The 16002-nt window shown below is 65.6% G+C and carries 9 protein-coding genes; 7 read left to right on the top strand and 2 right to left on the bottom strand.

From position 1 onward, the window contains the following. Nucleotides 1-29: 29 nt before the first annotated feature. From U9R61_RS13680 to U9R61_RS13670, 3 genes are all read left to right on the top strand, one after another. Nucleotides 30-1646 carry an FtsK/SpoIIIE domain-containing protein gene (locus U9R61_RS13680; RefSeq protein ID WP_322489376.1) on the top strand — a complete coding sequence of 539 codons (1617 nt, stop codon included), beginning with the start codon at nucleotides 30-32 and terminating at the stop codon, nucleotides 1644-1646. Between the two features lie 278 nt (nucleotides 1647-1924). After that, nucleotides 1925-2380 (top strand): hypothetical protein, encoded by a 456-nt coding sequence (locus U9R61_RS13675; RefSeq protein ID WP_322489375.1) that lies wholly within the window; start codon nucleotides 1925-1927, stop codon nucleotides 2378-2380. Between the two features lie 19 nt (nucleotides 2381-2399). Further along, nucleotides 2400-4538, top strand: coding sequence for a C25 family cysteine peptidase (locus U9R61_RS13670; protein WP_322489374.1), 2139 nt, complete (start codon nucleotides 2400-2402; stop codon nucleotides 4536-4538). Between the two features lie 303 nt (nucleotides 4539-4841). On the opposite strand, the gene U9R61_RS13665 is transcribed toward U9R61_RS13670, so the two are convergent. After that, complete coding sequence (locus U9R61_RS13665) at nucleotides 4842-5375, bottom strand: SdrD B-like domain-containing protein (protein ID WP_322489373.1); 534 nt, start codon at nucleotides 5373-5375, stop codon at nucleotides 4842-4844. A gap of 13 nt (nucleotides 5376-5388) precedes the next feature. Further along, complete coding sequence (locus U9R61_RS13660; RefSeq protein ID WP_322489372.1) at nucleotides 5389-5601, bottom strand: hypothetical protein; 213 nt, start codon at nucleotides 5599-5601, stop codon at nucleotides 5389-5391. 145 nt (nucleotides 5602-5746) lie between these two features. Between U9R61_RS13660 and U9R61_RS13655 the strand changes: the two genes are divergently transcribed. The 4 genes from U9R61_RS13655 (at nucleotide 5747) to U9R61_RS13640 (ending at nucleotide 15993) form a co-directional block, all read left to right on the top strand. Then, nucleotides 5747-12916, top strand: coding sequence for an SdrD B-like domain-containing protein (locus U9R61_RS13655; RefSeq protein ID WP_322489371.1), 7170 nt, complete (start codon nucleotides 5747-5749; stop codon nucleotides 12914-12916). 377 nt (nucleotides 12917-13293) lie between these two features. Next, on the top strand, nucleotides 13294-14025 hold the full coding sequence (locus tag U9R61_RS13650; protein ID WP_322489370.1) for a hypothetical protein: 732 nt from the start codon (nucleotides 13294-13296) through the stop codon (nucleotides 14023-14025). A gap of 427 nt (nucleotides 14026-14452) precedes the next feature. Continuing rightward, entirely contained in the window at nucleotides 14453-15589 is a 1137-nt protein-coding gene (locus tag U9R61_RS13645) for a sialidase family protein (protein WP_322489369.1), read from the top strand. Nucleotides 15590-15591: 2 nt separating this feature from the next. Beyond that, nucleotides 15592-15993 carry a hypothetical protein gene (locus U9R61_RS13640; RefSeq protein WP_322489368.1) on the top strand — a complete coding sequence of 134 codons (402 nt, stop codon included), beginning with the start codon at nucleotides 15592-15594 and terminating at the stop codon, nucleotides 15991-15993. Nucleotides 15994-16002 lie beyond the last annotated feature (9 nt).

Below are 16002 nucleotides of genomic sequence, written 5' to 3'. Positions count from 1 at the left end.
AGCATAGTTAAGCAAGGAAGGGGTTGCCAATGGGCGAAGCGCAAGGCATCCAGCTCCTCGTGCTGCTCTTCGTTCTGAGCATCGTCGCGGGAGCCATTGCCCTTGCCGTTTCACCTGAGTTGCGCGCCGAACTGCGCGATCAGGTGATGCGGCGGCTGGCCGGGCTTGCCGGCGGCGCCCGTTGGCTTCAGCGTTGGATGCAGACTCAGCTTTGGCGCCGGCTGTCCATGCAGCCGGCGCCAGGATTGGGCGCTGCTCCGCCTGCTCAGAGGACGAAGGCCATGCCGCTCAACCCTGACGATCCGCTGGGGCGTCCGAAAGCCGAACCGCTGCCCTGGATGCGCGCCGGGGCACATCCAGCGCCTACGTATGGCGTCGCCGCAGACCAGCCTCCGACGGGGTTGGCTTCGCTGCTTCGTCAGCACGAATGGTTTGATCAGCGCGGCGGGTTTGATCCGCTGCGCTTCTCGATTGGCTGGCGGGTGCGCCAGAACGGCGGCCTGCTGCTGGAGTGTGGCACGTTCAGCCGTGGCCGCCAAAACTCCGTGGTGAACGTGCTGAACAGCGGCCAGATCGGCAGCGGCAAGGATGTCCTGCTGCGCTCCATGCTGCTGGTGCTGCTGCTCAGGAACAGCCCCGACGATCTCAACCTCGTCATCATCGACGGCAAAGGGCTGGACTATGTAGGCTATGCTGGCCTGCCGCATCTTGTCGCGCTGGCAAATGACATCCCTGACATCCCGCCGGCGCTGGAATGGCTCGATGGTGAGCGCGAGCGGCGCAAGACCCTGCTGCGCGAGGCGGGTGCAAAGAATTGGCACGAGGCGGCAGACCCCAAGCCCTTCCCGTTCCTGCTGGTATACATTTCCGAGCTAACGACCCTGGAGCGGTTCGTGGAACGCTTCTGGGAGTGGGCGAACGATCACCTGAGCTTGGATCGCGCTCTGGGCATCTGTTACATCATCGGCACGCAGACCGCATCGAACACGCCGACGCGCTGGCGCCGGCAAATGCAACTCTTCGTGGCAGGCTACCAGCCCTCCACCGACGACGACCGGCCCAATACCAACATTGGGGTCGGGGGCTGGCCGGAAGGTGTGGTGCCGCCGAGTGGCTTACCCCTGGGCGGCGGCTACTTCACCGCTGTCCTGGGCCGCGCCGCGTTCAACGTGCGTTCTGCCTTCATCTCTGATGAGGAGGAGCGCCAGGCGCTCGACGTGATCCGCCGGCGTTGGGGTGTAGCCCCGGCGCGTGAGTCCGTATCGGTTCGGCGGGGTGTGCCCACTGAGGCAAGACGAGGCGAAACCGGGGCAAATGACAGGATTGGCGTCGGATCACCGTACCAGTACGATGCTGGTTCGCCTGATACTGGCGCGACAAATGGCGGTTCGGTTATTCCTGTCACCGCTGCCCCGGTTCGACAGGACATGAGCCGCGCCGAACTGCTTGCCCTGGTGGCCTCTGAACCACTCAGCCGCGCCGAGACAGTGCGCCTGCTGGCCCTTCAGCGGAAGCCCGATAACTCCGATTGGGCCTACTCTGCGAACAAGATTGCCGATCTCGTCGGTGGGACACGGGCCACGATCCTCGAAATGGTCAAAGAGGCCCGCGAGGCCCGCGGCGAGGTTACGAGCGAGGTACGTTGATGATCCGCCTCTTTGTCTGCTGCCTCTGCATTGGCCTGGCAATCTCGCTGGCCCGTCACCGACGCGGTGGCCTGGCGGCAATCAGCGCGGCCTCTGCTGCGCTGCTCGCGTTGCTGCCAGCGTCGTTGTAGTTCACACCATGGTTCGACCTTCGACACCGGGGCGGGATGAGATCCCGCCCCGGTGTCGATTTTCGATCTGGTCACACCTGCTTAGTACACTATGCTCGATGGCTCGCGTGGGGGAAGTATTTCCTCTACAGTGAAGAGGGTCAACTGATGACAACGATGCGGAATGGCAGCGGGACACCGGCTGTGGTGCCGGAGTTGGGGCCAGTAGGCCGCGACGTGATGCTGCGGCTGCTCCAGCAGCGCGAGGATGAGCCGGTACACGCGCTCGCGGGGATGCTGGCGAACGCTTACGGCGCCCTGGTGGGCGGCGATTTTGATACGGCGCGCAAGGTGCTGGGTGATGTGATGGCTCCGGCCCTCGATATGGAGCGGGCTCTGACGACGCTTCAGCGAGCGAATGCCGAGGCACAGGATGCCGCTGCGGCCCTGGCGGAGATTGCCCCCGCGGAGATCGATGCTGATGTGGCCTTCAGCGGCCCTCAGCTCGAAACCTGGCGCGAGGCGCTGGAAGCCAGCATCGCGGCGCAAATGGAGCTGATCGAGCGACTCAAGATCCTTCAGCAGCTCGCGCAAGCTGCCGCCCCGGAGCCTGTGGGCGCCTAACCCTAAGTCCTGACGTGTCATGGGGTATCGTCTGCTTGCCAATGTGGCCCTGTTCGCCCTGGCGCTGGCCTTCGTTAGCCCCACCACCTCCGCCGATGCTGCTCCGGTGGTGCCGGTCGTGTGGAACGAGCTGGCCGCAGCTCCGAACGCCCTCACCGTCACCACTGCACAGTCGGCGGTGATCAGCCTGGAGGGGCCGGCGCTGGCCGCCGCAGGATGGCCGGTCGCCCAGATCGCCCCCCAGACGGTGCAGGTGTGGCGCAACGGTGTTGAGATCCCCGCCTATGTCACCGCTGACAGTAACGGCGGTCTGGCTGCGGTGCGCTTTCAAGCCGACGGTAACGAGTCGATCTTTAGCCGCGAGGCCGTCTACTGGCTGACCTATGGCCGTGGGCAAGGCCAGCGGCTTCTGGCGTCGCCCACCGGCAGTACGGCGCTACGCTGGGAGGAAGATCAGACCTACGACTCGATGGTTGCCTCGCTCCGCGGAGACGGCTGGTTCGCCTTCGAGCTGCGCCCTGGCGACGATCCGCGTTCTATCCCGGTGACACTGCCGGCGCCCTTGCCTGCCGGTGCCAGCCTTCAGGTGAGTGTAGCCCCGGCTCTCCGCCGGAGTGGTCACGAGCTGGAGCTGCGCTATAACGGTCAGCGCATCGGCCTGGCCCGCTGGGACGATGGAGCGGTTGCTGTCCCCCGGCTGCTCGATGTAACCCTGGAGCGACCCCTGCCCGCCGGTGCTGTAACGCTGGAGGCCGCCCTGATAAGTGCGGGCACCGACCGGGTGCTGCTCGACGACCTGATCTTCCCTAGCCTTCAGCAGCCGCTTCCGACTCTTTCCCCGGCCCCGTCGCCGGTTTCTCCCCGTGACCTGCGCGCCGGCCCTGCCGCCGGCCAGGCAGGGGCCAGCTATCTCATCATTACGCACGCCAGCCTTCAGCCGGCCCTGGCGCCCCTGGTTGCCTTGAAGCAGGCGCAGGGGGATACCGTCGGCGTCGTCGATGTGCAATGGGCTTACGACGCCTTCAGCTATGGCGAGCGCGACCCGTCAGCAATCCGCGCCCTGATCGCTACGGCGGTGGCTCAGTGGATGCCCCCGCCGCGGGCGGTGCTGCTCGTTGGGGCTGGTACGGTTCGGATGCGCGGCGGTGAGGTCCGGCCCCCAACGCCCGGCCTGGTGTTGAGCGACTCCCCCGTGTCCGACCCTCTCATCCCGCCCTACTTGGTGCGAGGGATCGACCCGTCGGGTGAAATCGCCTGTGACACCTGCTACACCCGCCTCGATGCCGCAGACGTGCGTGACGATACGCTGCCGAACTTGCCGATTGGTCGTATTCCGGCGCGCACACTCGACGAGGCCCGCACGGTCGTAAGCAAGACCGTGGGCCACGCTACGCCCCCGCCGGGGAGTTGGCGGAGCCGGGCGCTGATGGTGGCCGATAACGACGTGCAGCCCACGGGCGTTACAGACCCGGCTGGCCCGTTCTCCCCAGTCATCCGTGACGCGACTGCGCTGCTGCCACGGGGGATGCAGGTGCGCCAGTTTATCTATGCCCCACAGCCGTCAGCACCCGCTGGCACCTATGCGAACACCGGCGAGCTTAGGTGCCGGCTCTTCCGGGCCTGGGATGGTGGCTCCCAGCGGGACACAGCCTGCCCGCCTCTAGCCGCCGGTGAGGAGCCGGGCGCGTCATTGCTGGTCTACGTGGGCCACGGCTCGCCCTGGCAATGGGCGCATACCAGCTCGGACGCGGCCACGCCCTATCTGTTCTATCTGTACGACGCCGATGGCCGAAAGAACGCGCAGCGGCTTCCCATCGTGCTGTCGATGACATGCTTCAGCGGCAATTGGGCCAACCCGATCATGCAATCGCTTGACGAGCGGCTGCTGGTAATGCCGACGGGTGGAAGCGTTGCGGCATTTACCGCTGTCGGCTCCGGCGTCAACACTGCACACGGACGGCTACTGGCGGCTCTGCTGCCGGTGCTGACTGCGGCAGAGGGGCCGCGCAGCCTCGGTGCCGCTCACCTGGCTGCCCTGGGCCAACTCGGCGCGGCATCCCGCGACCTGGCTTATAGCTTCCATGTCCTGGGCGATCCCGATGTAACCCTGCCACCGCTGGCGCGTCATGCGACCTTTCTTCCGAGTCTGATGCGGTGATGACATGGGGTAGCAGGTAATGGCGCGCACGTTGGCGCTGAAGCAGCTTATAGCGCAGCAGCTCCAGCCCGGAGCGGTATCGTTTTGGTTAGTTTTCGGCATAATCTTGACTTCGGAAACGGCAGCAGAGATACCGGAGATGGGACACGAGTGGGCGCAGCTCATTCCAGGCCCGCAGCGAGAGCGTAGTTCAGACGATGGCACAGGGCAGCGTAACGTGACACTCTTTCAGGTTACAGATAACAAAAACGGGCAGGGATTGTTCCCTGCCTGTCAGTGCCTCGCTCTCAGGCGGTGCCTGAGCTACCGTCTCAGCGACGGTAGGTACACCGTATTGGCGGGGTCGAAGGTCGGGGTACACAGGCCCAGGTCGATCCCCGTGACCATCGCGCCGTCGGCGGGCATGGTGAACACCGGGGTTGCCCAGAGGCTCGTGCCCGTCAGCGGCATCGTCAGGTCGTTATCGCGGGCCGGGTCGCTGCCCTGGCGGAAGGGCGCGGGCACCATCCCGGCGGGCTTGTCCTCATTGCGGAAGCTAATGAAGTACGGCTCGCCGGCGGCGGCCAGGGTGAAGGCGTACTGGCCCACGAGTGAGCCGGCCTGCTCGATGTCCCGGTCGGTGGCGTCGATGGTGCCGTTCGCACCCGCCCAACGGAGCGTCAGCGTCAGGTTGGGGATCAGCGCCTCGCTGTCCTGCCTCACACCGTCACAGTTGGCATCGTTCCATACCACGGTACGGATGCGGTCGCTGCTCTGCGCGGCGGTGGGCTGGATGAAGGAGACGGCAGCACCCAGAATCAGGGCGGTGAGGATGGCGAGGGTGATACGAGCAAACACTGGAGTTTCTCCTTCAGGTTTCGGGGTTAGCTGTGTCGATAAGGAGCGTGCGATCCGCCTGAGCTGTGGCAGCCATGTAATCTTCAAGAAGCTCGCTGGCGACGATGCCGTTTCGAGCGCACCAGGCTTTGAAATCGAGCCAGGTTTGTTCGTGAACTTCCATCAGCAGCTTGTGGCGCTTACCAGGACGCTTGTGCTGTTTGGTGGGCCTGCCTCCGGCTGCCATTGTTGTCTCGCTTCTTGGTTTCTTATAATATATATCATATAAAACACCAGGCATTTGTCAAGCCCCTTTGAGGGGCAATCTTGAACACTCGTAGCTCACTCTCGGCCCACCATTGTTGTCTCGTTTCAGGAGAGGAGTTCGGTTCGTGAGAGTCTACCCGTTGCATCGTGTGCCCCGCTGGCTATCTGGGGCCATCGCGCTGCTACTTCTCAGCAGCGTGCTCCTTACTCTGGGCGGGGCGTTCCCTGTCGCCGCACAGATCGACAACAACCAGCCGACAAGTCCGGTTGCCAGCGCCGTTGACTGTATCCGTTCGGGAGCGGATCTGAGCCGCCCCAGCCAGGATAGCCCGCGCTTCGCTATCTCCTGCTTCGGTGCTGCCTGGGATCGCACGAGCTACAACTTCAGCTCTGCCGGTGCTAACGGCGACGCCCCGCGCACCGATCCTGCCGTCATGTCGTTTGGCGACGCGAAGCCGGATGCTCTGGGCGAGGCGGGCCACATCACTATCGCCAGCCTTGGCAACGACGGCACGGAGGCCGGCGACATCGGCGTTGGCGCTGTGAATGGCCTCGCCTTTAGCAGCGGCACGAACCCGGCTATTCCCGGCACCGCCCCGGCTGATACCCGACGCGCCCGTATTTTTGTTGCTGCCTTCCACAAGCGGGCCACGCGCTACGGTGTGGGCGGCCCCGGCGCCATCTACGTCCTTGACCGCGCCACAAACACCGAGCGGCTGTATGCACAGATCCCCGCTGTGGTGCCCGGCCCAGCCACACCTCTAAGCGGCCTGGCGGGATGGCCCAATACGCCCGGCGACGGTTCCGCATCGACCTACCCCAACAATGGCTGGCCTGGAGCTGGCACGCTGGAGATGGGCGGCGTGCATAGCATCGAGCATGACGACATTGGCTTTAACCTCGCCGGGCGCGTGAGCCTGGGCGACATCGAGATGGACGCCACTGAGCAATATCTCGTGGCGCTCAACCTCAATAACAAGCGGCTGTATGTGATCAACACCTGGGCCGCTAACCCCCAGGCCAGCATCTCATCGGTAGGCATCGACGCCAATGCCGCGGCCTGCCCCGGCGGGGCGGGGAACTTCCGGCCCTTTGGGCTGCACTATGACGCCAGCAATAACTTGTACGTCGGCTATACCTGCTCTGCGGAAACGTCGCAGAACCGGGCCGATCTGCGAGCTGGCGTGCTGCGCTACGGCCCTGTCAATGGCTACACTTGGACGCGAGTGCTCGATTTTGGCCTAGCTGCCTTCGACGCGCAGCGCGTGGATGGCGATAGAGTGCGCTGGCAGCCTTGGGGCGCCCGGCTCTACAACAACAACGATGAGCGCCTGACCTGGAATCAGCCCATTCTGGCTGACATCGAGATCGCTGAGAACGGCGATATGATCCTGGGCCTGCGCTCGCGGGTGGGCGATATGTCCACCACGCTTGCCTTCTCTGAGCAGTACACCATTCCCCAGGGTGACATCCTGCGCGCCCCATCGAACGGTGCGGGCGGGTGGAACGCCCCCACAGCCGCCGGGACAGAGTATTTCCGCGACGACGATTTTGGCCTGTTTGGCCCTGGCGCTCCAGCGCACTACGAGTCGGCGTGGGGCGGCATGGCCTACGTGCCCGGCAGCCATAGTGGCGCCTACGGCGGCGAGGTGATCACATCGGGCCTGGCCCAATACCGCGCTGCCACAAGTGGCGCTTATTGGTTTGATCTCTCCGGCGGCCAGTGGACAGCCCGCGAGGAGTTGATTGACGACAGGCCCACGGCCTTTTCTAAAGCGGCGGGCCTGGGCGATGTGGAACTGCTGTGTATCTGGCGGGCTATTGGAAACCGGGTGTGGAGGGACTCGAACGGCAATGGCGTACAGGACGCCGGCGAGCCTGATATTACTGGCGTGCGCCTCCAGCTCCTCAACGGCAGCGGCACCGTCTTGGCAACCGTCACCACGGGGAATGTGACGGGTGCGGGCGACCTGTGGCGCTTCTACGTGGCCCCCTATCAGGGCTATCAGGTGCGGATTGACCCGGCGATGTTCAACGCCGGCCAACCTCTCTACGGCCTCTCCGTGACAGCGGCCAATCAGGGCGGCAACGATGCCGTAGATAGTGATGCTGACGGCAGCGGCGTAATCGCTGTGGGGGCTGGGCCACGCAGCGAGATCAACCTGACCTATGACATTGGCCTGACCGACGGCGCCAATATCCGGGTGAGCAAAACTGGCACGGTGACGGTGCTGCCTAACGGCACCATCAGCTACAGCATCGTCGTGACCAACGACGGCCCCGGCATCGCCCGCAACGTCTCTGCCGTCGATACCCTGCCGGCAGGGGTGAGCTACGCGAGCGCGGCCCCCGTCCCAGCGAGCCTAAGCGGCAACATCGTGAGCTGGAACCTGGGTGATTTCGCCGTTGGCGCCAGCGCGACGATCACCCTCAATGCAACCGTCGGCAGCGCCACGCGGGGCAGCGTGACAAACAGCGTCAGCGTCAGCACCAGCAGCAGCGGTGATAACCCTGGCGACAATACCGACACGCACTCCACCACCATCATCGTGCCAAACGTCTTTGTGGCAAAAACCGGCACGGCGACAGTGCTGCCCAACGGCGACATCAGCTACACCCTCTCCTACGGCAACAACGGCACGGCGGCTGCGGCGGGGGTAAGCGTCGTCGATACCCTGCCGGCGGGCACTTCGTTTATCAGCTCGAACCCCGCGCCCTCGTCACAGAGCGGCAACACCGTAACGTGGAACGTGGGCATGGTGAACGTGGGCGCCAGCGGGAGCATCACCCTTGTGGCGCGAGCCGCCAGCAACGCCCCGCCTGGCTCGACGCTGACAAACAATGTCAGCATCAGCACCTCAACGCCCGGCGACAACCCCGGCGATAACACCAGCACCAGCAGCACGACGGTGATCGCCCCCAACGTGCGCGTGTCGAAGAGCGGCCCGGCTACCTCATTGCCTGGCGGCCTGGTGGACTACACCATCAGCTACGACAACACCGGCTCGGCGGCGGCAGGAGCGGTGAGTGTCGTCGATACCCTGCCAACGGGTGCCACCTTCGTGAGCGCCAGTCCGGCGCCGACGAGCCAGAGCGGCAGCACACTTACGTGGAACGTTGGCACCGTGAATGTGGGTGGTAGCGGCAGCATCACGGTGCGCGTGCAGTTCAGCACGGGCCTACCACGAGGCGCAGTGCTGACAAACAATGTCACCATCAGCACGACGACGCCCGGCGATAACCCCGGCGATAACACCAGCACCAGCAGCACGACGATCATCACCCCCAACGTGCGGGTGTCGAAGAGCGGCCCGGCCCGCGTGACGGCAGGCGACCAGCTCACCTATACCGTCAGCTATGACAACAACGGCAACGCGGCGGCGGCGGGTGTGAGCATCGTCGATACATTCCCCGCTGGCGTGACCTTCGTGAGCGCCAGCCCGGCGCCGACGAGCCAGAGCGGCAACACCCTTACCTGGGCGATTGGCACGGTGAACGCGGGGGCCAGTGGCTCCATCGCTGTGGTGGTGGAGGCAAACGCGGCGCTGATGAATGGCGACATGCTGACGAATAACGTCAGCATCAGCACCTCCACTCCTGGCGATACCCCAAGCGATAACGCCTCCTCCTGGGATACGCTGGTGGAGCGGGCCGATGTGGCGATTGTGAAGTCGTCGCCTACGACCTTCCCGGCAGCTTCCGGCACGACCGTTACGTACTACCTCGACTACTCCAACAACGGCCCAGCGGCGGCCCGCAACGTGGTCATCACCGACGCGGTGCCCGTGCAGATCAGCGACGTGAGCTGGAACTGCTCTGCGGGTTGCTCGGTCTCTGGTATGAGCAGCAACATCAGCGTGAATGTGGGTACGCTGGCGGCAGGAGCCAGCGGGCGCATCGTCGTGACCGGCATAGCTACGACGAGTGTGGCCCGCGAGGATTTCTTCAACACCGCCCGGATCAGCACTTCGACGCCGGAAACCAGCATCGCCAACAATGAGTCATCGGTGCCTAGCGCGGTCTGGACGAGCGATCTGCTGATTATCAAGGACGCCTCGCCACTCGCTGTGGCTGGCAGTACCTTCACCGCGACCCTGACGATCCGCAATCAGGGGCCGGCGCCCGCAACGAACGTGCAGGTTGAGGACATGATGCCCGCAGGCGTGACGTTCGTTTCCGCCAGTCCAGCGCCGGCGAGCAACACCGGCGCTACCTACCGCTGGAATCTCGGCACGCTGGGCGACCTTGAAGAGCGCACCATCACCCTGACGCTGCGCGCCGATGCCGGCCTCGACGGCGGCTCCACCGTCGTGAACGTCGCCATCACCAGCGGCACCTCGGATCGTGACTCCAGCAACAACACCGATGATAGCACGACGATCATCCGGCGCCAGGCCGACCTTCGCATCCAGAAAGCCGGCCCGGCCCGCGTGACGGCGGGCAATCAAATCGCCTACACCCTGGCCTACGCCAACGACGGCCCCAGCGCGGCCCGCGCCGTCATTGTGACTGACGAGCTGCCGTCGGATGTGACATTTGTGAGCGCCAGTCCGGCACCGGCCTCCCAGAGCGGCAGCACACTCACCTGGAATGTGGGCAATCTAGCGGTAGGCCAGAGCGGTGTGATCAACATCACCGTCGCCACGGAGCCGATCCAGTTCAACCCTACGATCACTGTGGTCAACCAGGCCACCATCACCGACGGCGGCTCTGATCAGCCCGGCGGCGGCTCGAATGACGACCCCAACCCCGGCAACAACACTGACACCAGCACAACCGACATCGAGACAAGCGATGTGCTGGTGCTGAAGGATATGCCCGATTACATCGTCGCCGGGCTGCCCTTCGCCGCCACGGTGCGCGTTGAGAACCGCGGCCCTGCCGACGCCCAGGGTGTCACGCTGCGCGACTTCCTGCCGCCCGGCATGACCCTCGTGAGTGCCACGCCGCCCATCAGCGTGGCCCCGGCCCGCTGGAATCTCGGCACCATCCCCGCCGGCCAGGCGGTGACAGTGACGTTGCGGCTGCGCGTGCCGTCAACTACGCCCCGCGACGCCCTCTTCGTCAACCGCGTCAGCGTTGACACGACGACGCCGGATCGGGACGAAACGAACAATATCCACGAGGACAGCACGATTGTGCGGCCCAACGCGGATTTGAGCATCGTCAAGGACGGTCTCACCGGGCCAATCCTGAGTGGCAGCACCGTCACCTACACCCTCACCTGGGCCAACGCTGGCCCCTCGCTTGCGGAGGACGTGGAGATCCGCGACACCCTGCCGGCGGGCTTCACCTTCCGGCAAGCTACCCCGGCGCCCACGGGCACCAGTGGCAGCGTGCTGACCTGGGATCTGGGCGATCAGGATGTGGGCGCCTCCGGCACGATCACCGTTGTGGGCCAGCTCGTCACGAGCCAGGCCAGCGAGGACAAGGTGAACACCGCCACCATTGCCTCGACGACGGACGACCCTAACCGCGGCGACAACACCGACGACTCAACGACGACGGTTCAGACGGTGGATCTGTCGGTGGTGAAAACCGGCGACCCGGCCATCGCTCGCGCCGGCGAGGCGTATACCTACACTCTGACGATCCGCAACGACGGGCCAGCGGCAGCCTCCTTGGTGGTTGTGACCGATACGCTGCCGGTCAGCTTGTCCTTCCTCGACGCGGCCCCATTGCCGACGACCCGCGCCGGCCAGGTGCTTATCTGGGAGCTGGGGGCGCTGGCGTCGGGCGACGAGCGCACGGTGACGATCTCGGTGAACATCAGCACCGCGGCCCGTGGTCGGCTGGTAAACACGGCAACTGTAGACAGCCCTGAAGAGGATCGTGATCCTGACAACAACACCGATACGCACAACACCCCCATCACGGTGGAAGCTGACCTGAGCATCGTCAAGGACGGCACCCCTGGGCCGATTCGCAGCGGCTCGACTGTGACCTACACCCTGCGCTATCACAATGGCGGCCCGGCGCTCGCCAATGCTGTCGTTGTGACCGATACGCTGCCGGCAGGCTTCACGCTCATCCAGGCGTCGCCTGCGGCCACCAGCACGAGCGGAAACATCCTCACCTGGGAGCTGGGCGACGTAGACTCTGGCAACGGCGGCACGATTATGCTGGTGGGTCGCCTCTTTGGAGTTGGTGTTAGCACCAACCGGGTGAATGTGGCCCATGTCGACTCCAGCACGGACGACCCGACGCCGGGCAACAACGAGGATGATCATCCCCTGACCGTCCTGAAGCCCGATCTGAGCATCACGAAGAGCAACGGCGTGAGCAGCGCCCAGCCGGGCGATCTGCTGACCTATCGCCTGGTGGTCACGAACTCCGGCCTGATCACTGCGACCGGCGTGCTGGTCACAGAGGAGCCGCCCGCAGGCGAGGTGCTGACCGGCGACGGGTGGCTGGCCGGTGCCAACGGCACGTTCATCCAGACTATCCCCCAACTCGGAGCGGGCGAGGTGGTTACGCTCACGATGCGCGTGCAGCTCGACAACCCGCTGCCGGCGGGCGTGGAGCGGGCCATCAACGTCGCTACCGTCACAGATGATGGCAGCACCGGGCCTGACCCGACGCCGATAGACACCAGCACCACCGACGACGACCCCCTGATTTGGGGCGCCGTGGGCGATCTCATCTGGATCGACCGCAATCAAAACGGCAGCCCCGACCCCGGTGAGCCAGGTCTGGGCGATGTGCCGTTGGAGTTGCTTGACCCGGAGACAGAGGAGGTGCTGGCCCGCGTCACCACTGACGCCAACGGTGGCTATCGCTTCGGCGGGCTGCGCCTGGGGCGCTACGCCATTCGGATCGCCCCCTCGGCGCTGGCTGGCAGCCTGGCGGAGTACACCATCACGACGGCGCCGATCCCCGTGACGGCGCTGACTACCACGCAGCGCGAGGATATGAGCCTCGACATCGGCCTATACAGCCCCACATCGGCGGTTAACCTGAGCTACTTCAAGGCAGAGCGCCAGGCTGACGGCACGGTGCTAATCCGCTGGGGCACGCTCGAAGAGCGCAATACCAGCCGGTTCGTGGTGAAGCGCACGACGACGAACTGGCTTACCGCGAACGCAGTGATTGTGGGGCAGCGCAGCAGCGTCGGCAGCGCTGGCGGCGACTACACCGTGACGGACGCGAGCGCCCCTGGGCCTGGCGCTGGCACGCTGTACTACTGGCTGGTGGAAGTGGAGACAGGCGGAACGGAAAATGTGTATGGCCCGGCCTCGACGGCGGCCACCACAAGCGGGCAATACTCGCTCTACCTGCCCCTGCTTCGGAAATGAACGAAGGAGTCACTCGGATGCGCCTACCTATCTACAACGTACTCGGCGCGACCCTGGCTGCTCTGGTAGCGTTTACGCTGGTGATCGTGATAGGGGCAACCCTCCCCGCCCCGATCCCCGCCGGCGCGGCGCCCCTGGCGAATCTACCCACGGAGACGCCGCCCCCGCCCACCCCGGAGCCGCCCACCAGCACCACGGTGCCACCCACCAGCACTACGGTGCCACCCACCAGCACCCCCGTGCCGCCAACGGCGACGCCTACTGATGAGCCGCCGCCGGAAGATCGGCCCAGGCCGTCGGCCACCCCGACGGCCACCCCCACCCCGACGGCCACTCAGCCGCCGCCCACGGCTACACCAGGCCCGGCGACGGATCTGATGATTGAGAAGCTGGCCGATAAGCAGGAAGTGGCACCCGGCGGCATCGTGATCTTTACGCTCCGCATTTCGACAAGCCTGGGCAGCATCGGGGTTGCCGATGTGGTGGTGCGGGATTTTGTGCCGGAGCCGCTGGAGGTGATCGACCTTGCCTCTGACCGGGGCGACATCATTGTGCAGGGCCGCGAGGTGATAGCCTTCCCGGCAAACCTGGCTCCTGGCGAGGCGGTGACGATCCGCGTCACCGCCCGCGTGCCCTCCGACGCCTCCCCTGGCACCGTCTTGAATACGGCGACCGTCACCACCTCGACGCCTGGCGATCCCCCCGACAACAACACCAGCAGCGTGCCCGTGCGGATCGTGCCGGTGCCGCAGCGCCTTCCGGTCACTGCTGACCCCAACGAGCCGACGCTACTCATGAGCCTCCTGCCCTGGCTCCTTTTCTTCGGTCTGCTGGTTGTCGTTGGCGCCACGATGGTGATCCAGCAGGGGGGCTGGCCGCTGATCCAGGTGCCGGTGCGCGGTATTGAACCGGCTGATACGGCCCCATCGGAGGCACCCGCAGCCTCGCTCTCTGTCAAGCTGGCAGAGTCTCCGCCGGTGCTGTCAGCGCCCGCAGTGACGGGCCTCGCACCCCAGCTCGGCCCGGAACTACCCCCGGCCCGCGCCCCGGAGCCGCTGCCCCCAGCCCCTGGCATGTATAGCGACGAGGGGGAGGGCGATGCCGCGTAGCGTGGCCTCCCTGCTGCTCGCGCTGTTCGGCGCGGCGCTCCTGGCCGGCTGTGGGACTGTCCCACTGACGGTTGGGCAGAGCCGTGCCACGGCGGAGGCGGGCGGCTGCTGGCCCTATGGGGCACGGCAGCCGCTCCCGCCCACGCCTGCCCCGCCGACGGCTACGCCACGCATCCAGTCGCCCAGCCCGCCACCGACGGCGACGCCAGCCGCCAGCGCAACGGCCTGGGTGGTGTATCCAACCTGTACGCCGGCACCGCTTACACCGACAGTGACGCCCATGCCAACAGATACGCCGCGTCCTCGCGTTCCGCCTACACCCCAGCCCCCGGCGGCAATCAGCTCGCCCCAGGAGCTACAGGACGCTACAGGCGTTGTGCGCGAGCGTGGGCTGGCATGGGTCTACAACTCACGGGCGAACGGGCCGGTGATTGCCTGGATCGCCTTCGGTTGGCGTCCCGATGAAGCCTCCGACGGCCAGGTGTGGGTGACGAGCCGCGGGCCTGGTGGCGCCTGGCGCAACCCCCAGACCGTCAACACCGCCCCGGTGACACGGAACTATGGCGGCGTCGCAGTGGCCGCCGCGCCTGGCGGCGAGCTACGACTGCTCTATGCCTCCGGCGACCCTGACACCGTTTCGGTAGTGTACGAGGTGACAAGCAGCGACGACGGGAAAACCTGGAGCCTGCCCCGCGAGTTGACGGAGGGCAGCGTGCAGGCACTTCGCGCCGATAGCGAAGGTGGCTGGCACGCCCTCATCATTGGCCCGGAGCCGTTCAACAGCCAGCTTCGCTACGGCTATGCGGCGCCTGGCGGCGCCTGGACCTGGACAGCTATCGGCCCGGCCACGGATGAGTACCGGGCCGATCTCGGTCTGCTGGAGCTGGGAGGGCGGAAGAGCCGGATCGTGCTGACAACACGGGCCGGTACGACGGCAAACCCCCAGCCGCATCTGCATCTCTACCGTAGCGACGACGGGGTGGCCTGGGTGCGTGCCACGCAGGCACCGATGCCGGCGGAGGCAGTGAGCGACCCGACGATCCGCCCGCAGCTTCTAGCGGTGCCCCGTGGTGACGGCCTGGTGGTGGCAGCCTGGAGCAACTACGGCAGCGGCATGGTGCTGGCAAGCATTTCCACCGATGGGGGGCGCAGCTTTGGCCCGGTGGAGGTGATAGCGCAGCACAGTCCTGACGGCTCCTTCTCGCCAGAAATCGACTACGGCATCGAGCCGGGCCTGGGCTATGACCCGCAGACCGATGTGCTCGTGGCGAGCTGGAACGAAATTGAGACAGGCGCGGGCGAAACTTTCCCCTGGCCGACGCGGAGCTACCTGGCCCGACGGCCCCTTGACCGGCCCCTGGGCCAGCCCTGGCTCGATGGTGTTACCCCTGGCACTATCGATCAGCCGCGTCGCATCCTCGACCGTCAGCGGCGCACGTATCTGTTCGCTACGCCCGACGGCGCCCACGCCGGGCTGATCATCATTGACGAGCGGAACTATCAGTCACGAATGACCTACCGAGAGGTCCATCTACCCGCCCTTACTACCCAAGCGGAGTCCTGACAATGGCACGACATTTCACTCTCATCGCGCTTGCCCTCGTGCTGCTGGCCGCCTGTGGCGGCCAGGCCACGCCCGCTGCCCCTGCTGTCACGCCGGATGACGTCGCCCGCGAGTTTGTAACGGCCCTCGGCTCCTGGGAGGAGACAACGCTGCGGCGGATTGCCGTAGCGGGCACCGCCACCGATGTGCGTCTCACCTCGCAGCATGGCGAGTGGCGCGACTGGACTGAGAATCGCCTGGGGCCGCAGCAAAGTGTGGAGATTACTGAGTCGACCGTGGATGGGAATCGCGCCGAACTGGTCGTGCGCTCACTGCACGAGAAGGGCGAGTCCGGCGTGCGCCTCTCGATGGTGCTGATAGATGACGTCTGGAGGGTGGAGGCATGGCACAGCTATCGCCCGTAGCTCGGCTGG

Source organism: Chloroflexus sp. (assembly GCF_034431535.1).
Lineage (GTDB): Bacteria > Chloroflexota > Chloroflexia > Chloroflexales > Chloroflexaceae > Chloroflexus.
The sequence above is the reverse complement of the archived record's forward strand: the minus strand, read 5'-3'. Positions and strand labels throughout refer to the sequence as shown.

Excerpts from the sequence above, each read along its gene's own strand:
- U9R61_RS13680 (WP_322489376.1), top strand. The coding sequence starts at position 30 with ATGGGCGAAGCGCAAGGCATCCAGCTCCTCGTGCTGCTCTTCGTTCTG.
- U9R61_RS13675 (WP_322489375.1), top strand. The coding sequence starts at position 1,925 with ATGACAACGATGCGGAATGGCAGCGGGACACCGGCTGTGGTGCCGGAG.
- U9R61_RS13670 (WP_322489374.1), top strand. The coding sequence starts at position 2,400 with ATGGGGTATCGTCTGCTTGCCAATGTGGCCCTGTTCGCCCTGGCGCTG.
- U9R61_RS13660 (WP_322489372.1), bottom strand. The coding sequence starts at position 5,601 with ATGGCAGCCGGAGGCAGGCCCACCAAACAGCACAAGCGTCCTGGTAAG.
- U9R61_RS13650 (WP_322489370.1), top strand. The coding sequence starts at position 13,294 with ATGATTGAGAAGCTGGCCGATAAGCAGGAAGTGGCACCCGGCGGCATC.
- U9R61_RS13640 (WP_322489368.1), top strand. The coding sequence starts at position 15,592 with ATGGCACGACATTTCACTCTCATCGCGCTTGCCCTCGTGCTGCTGGCC.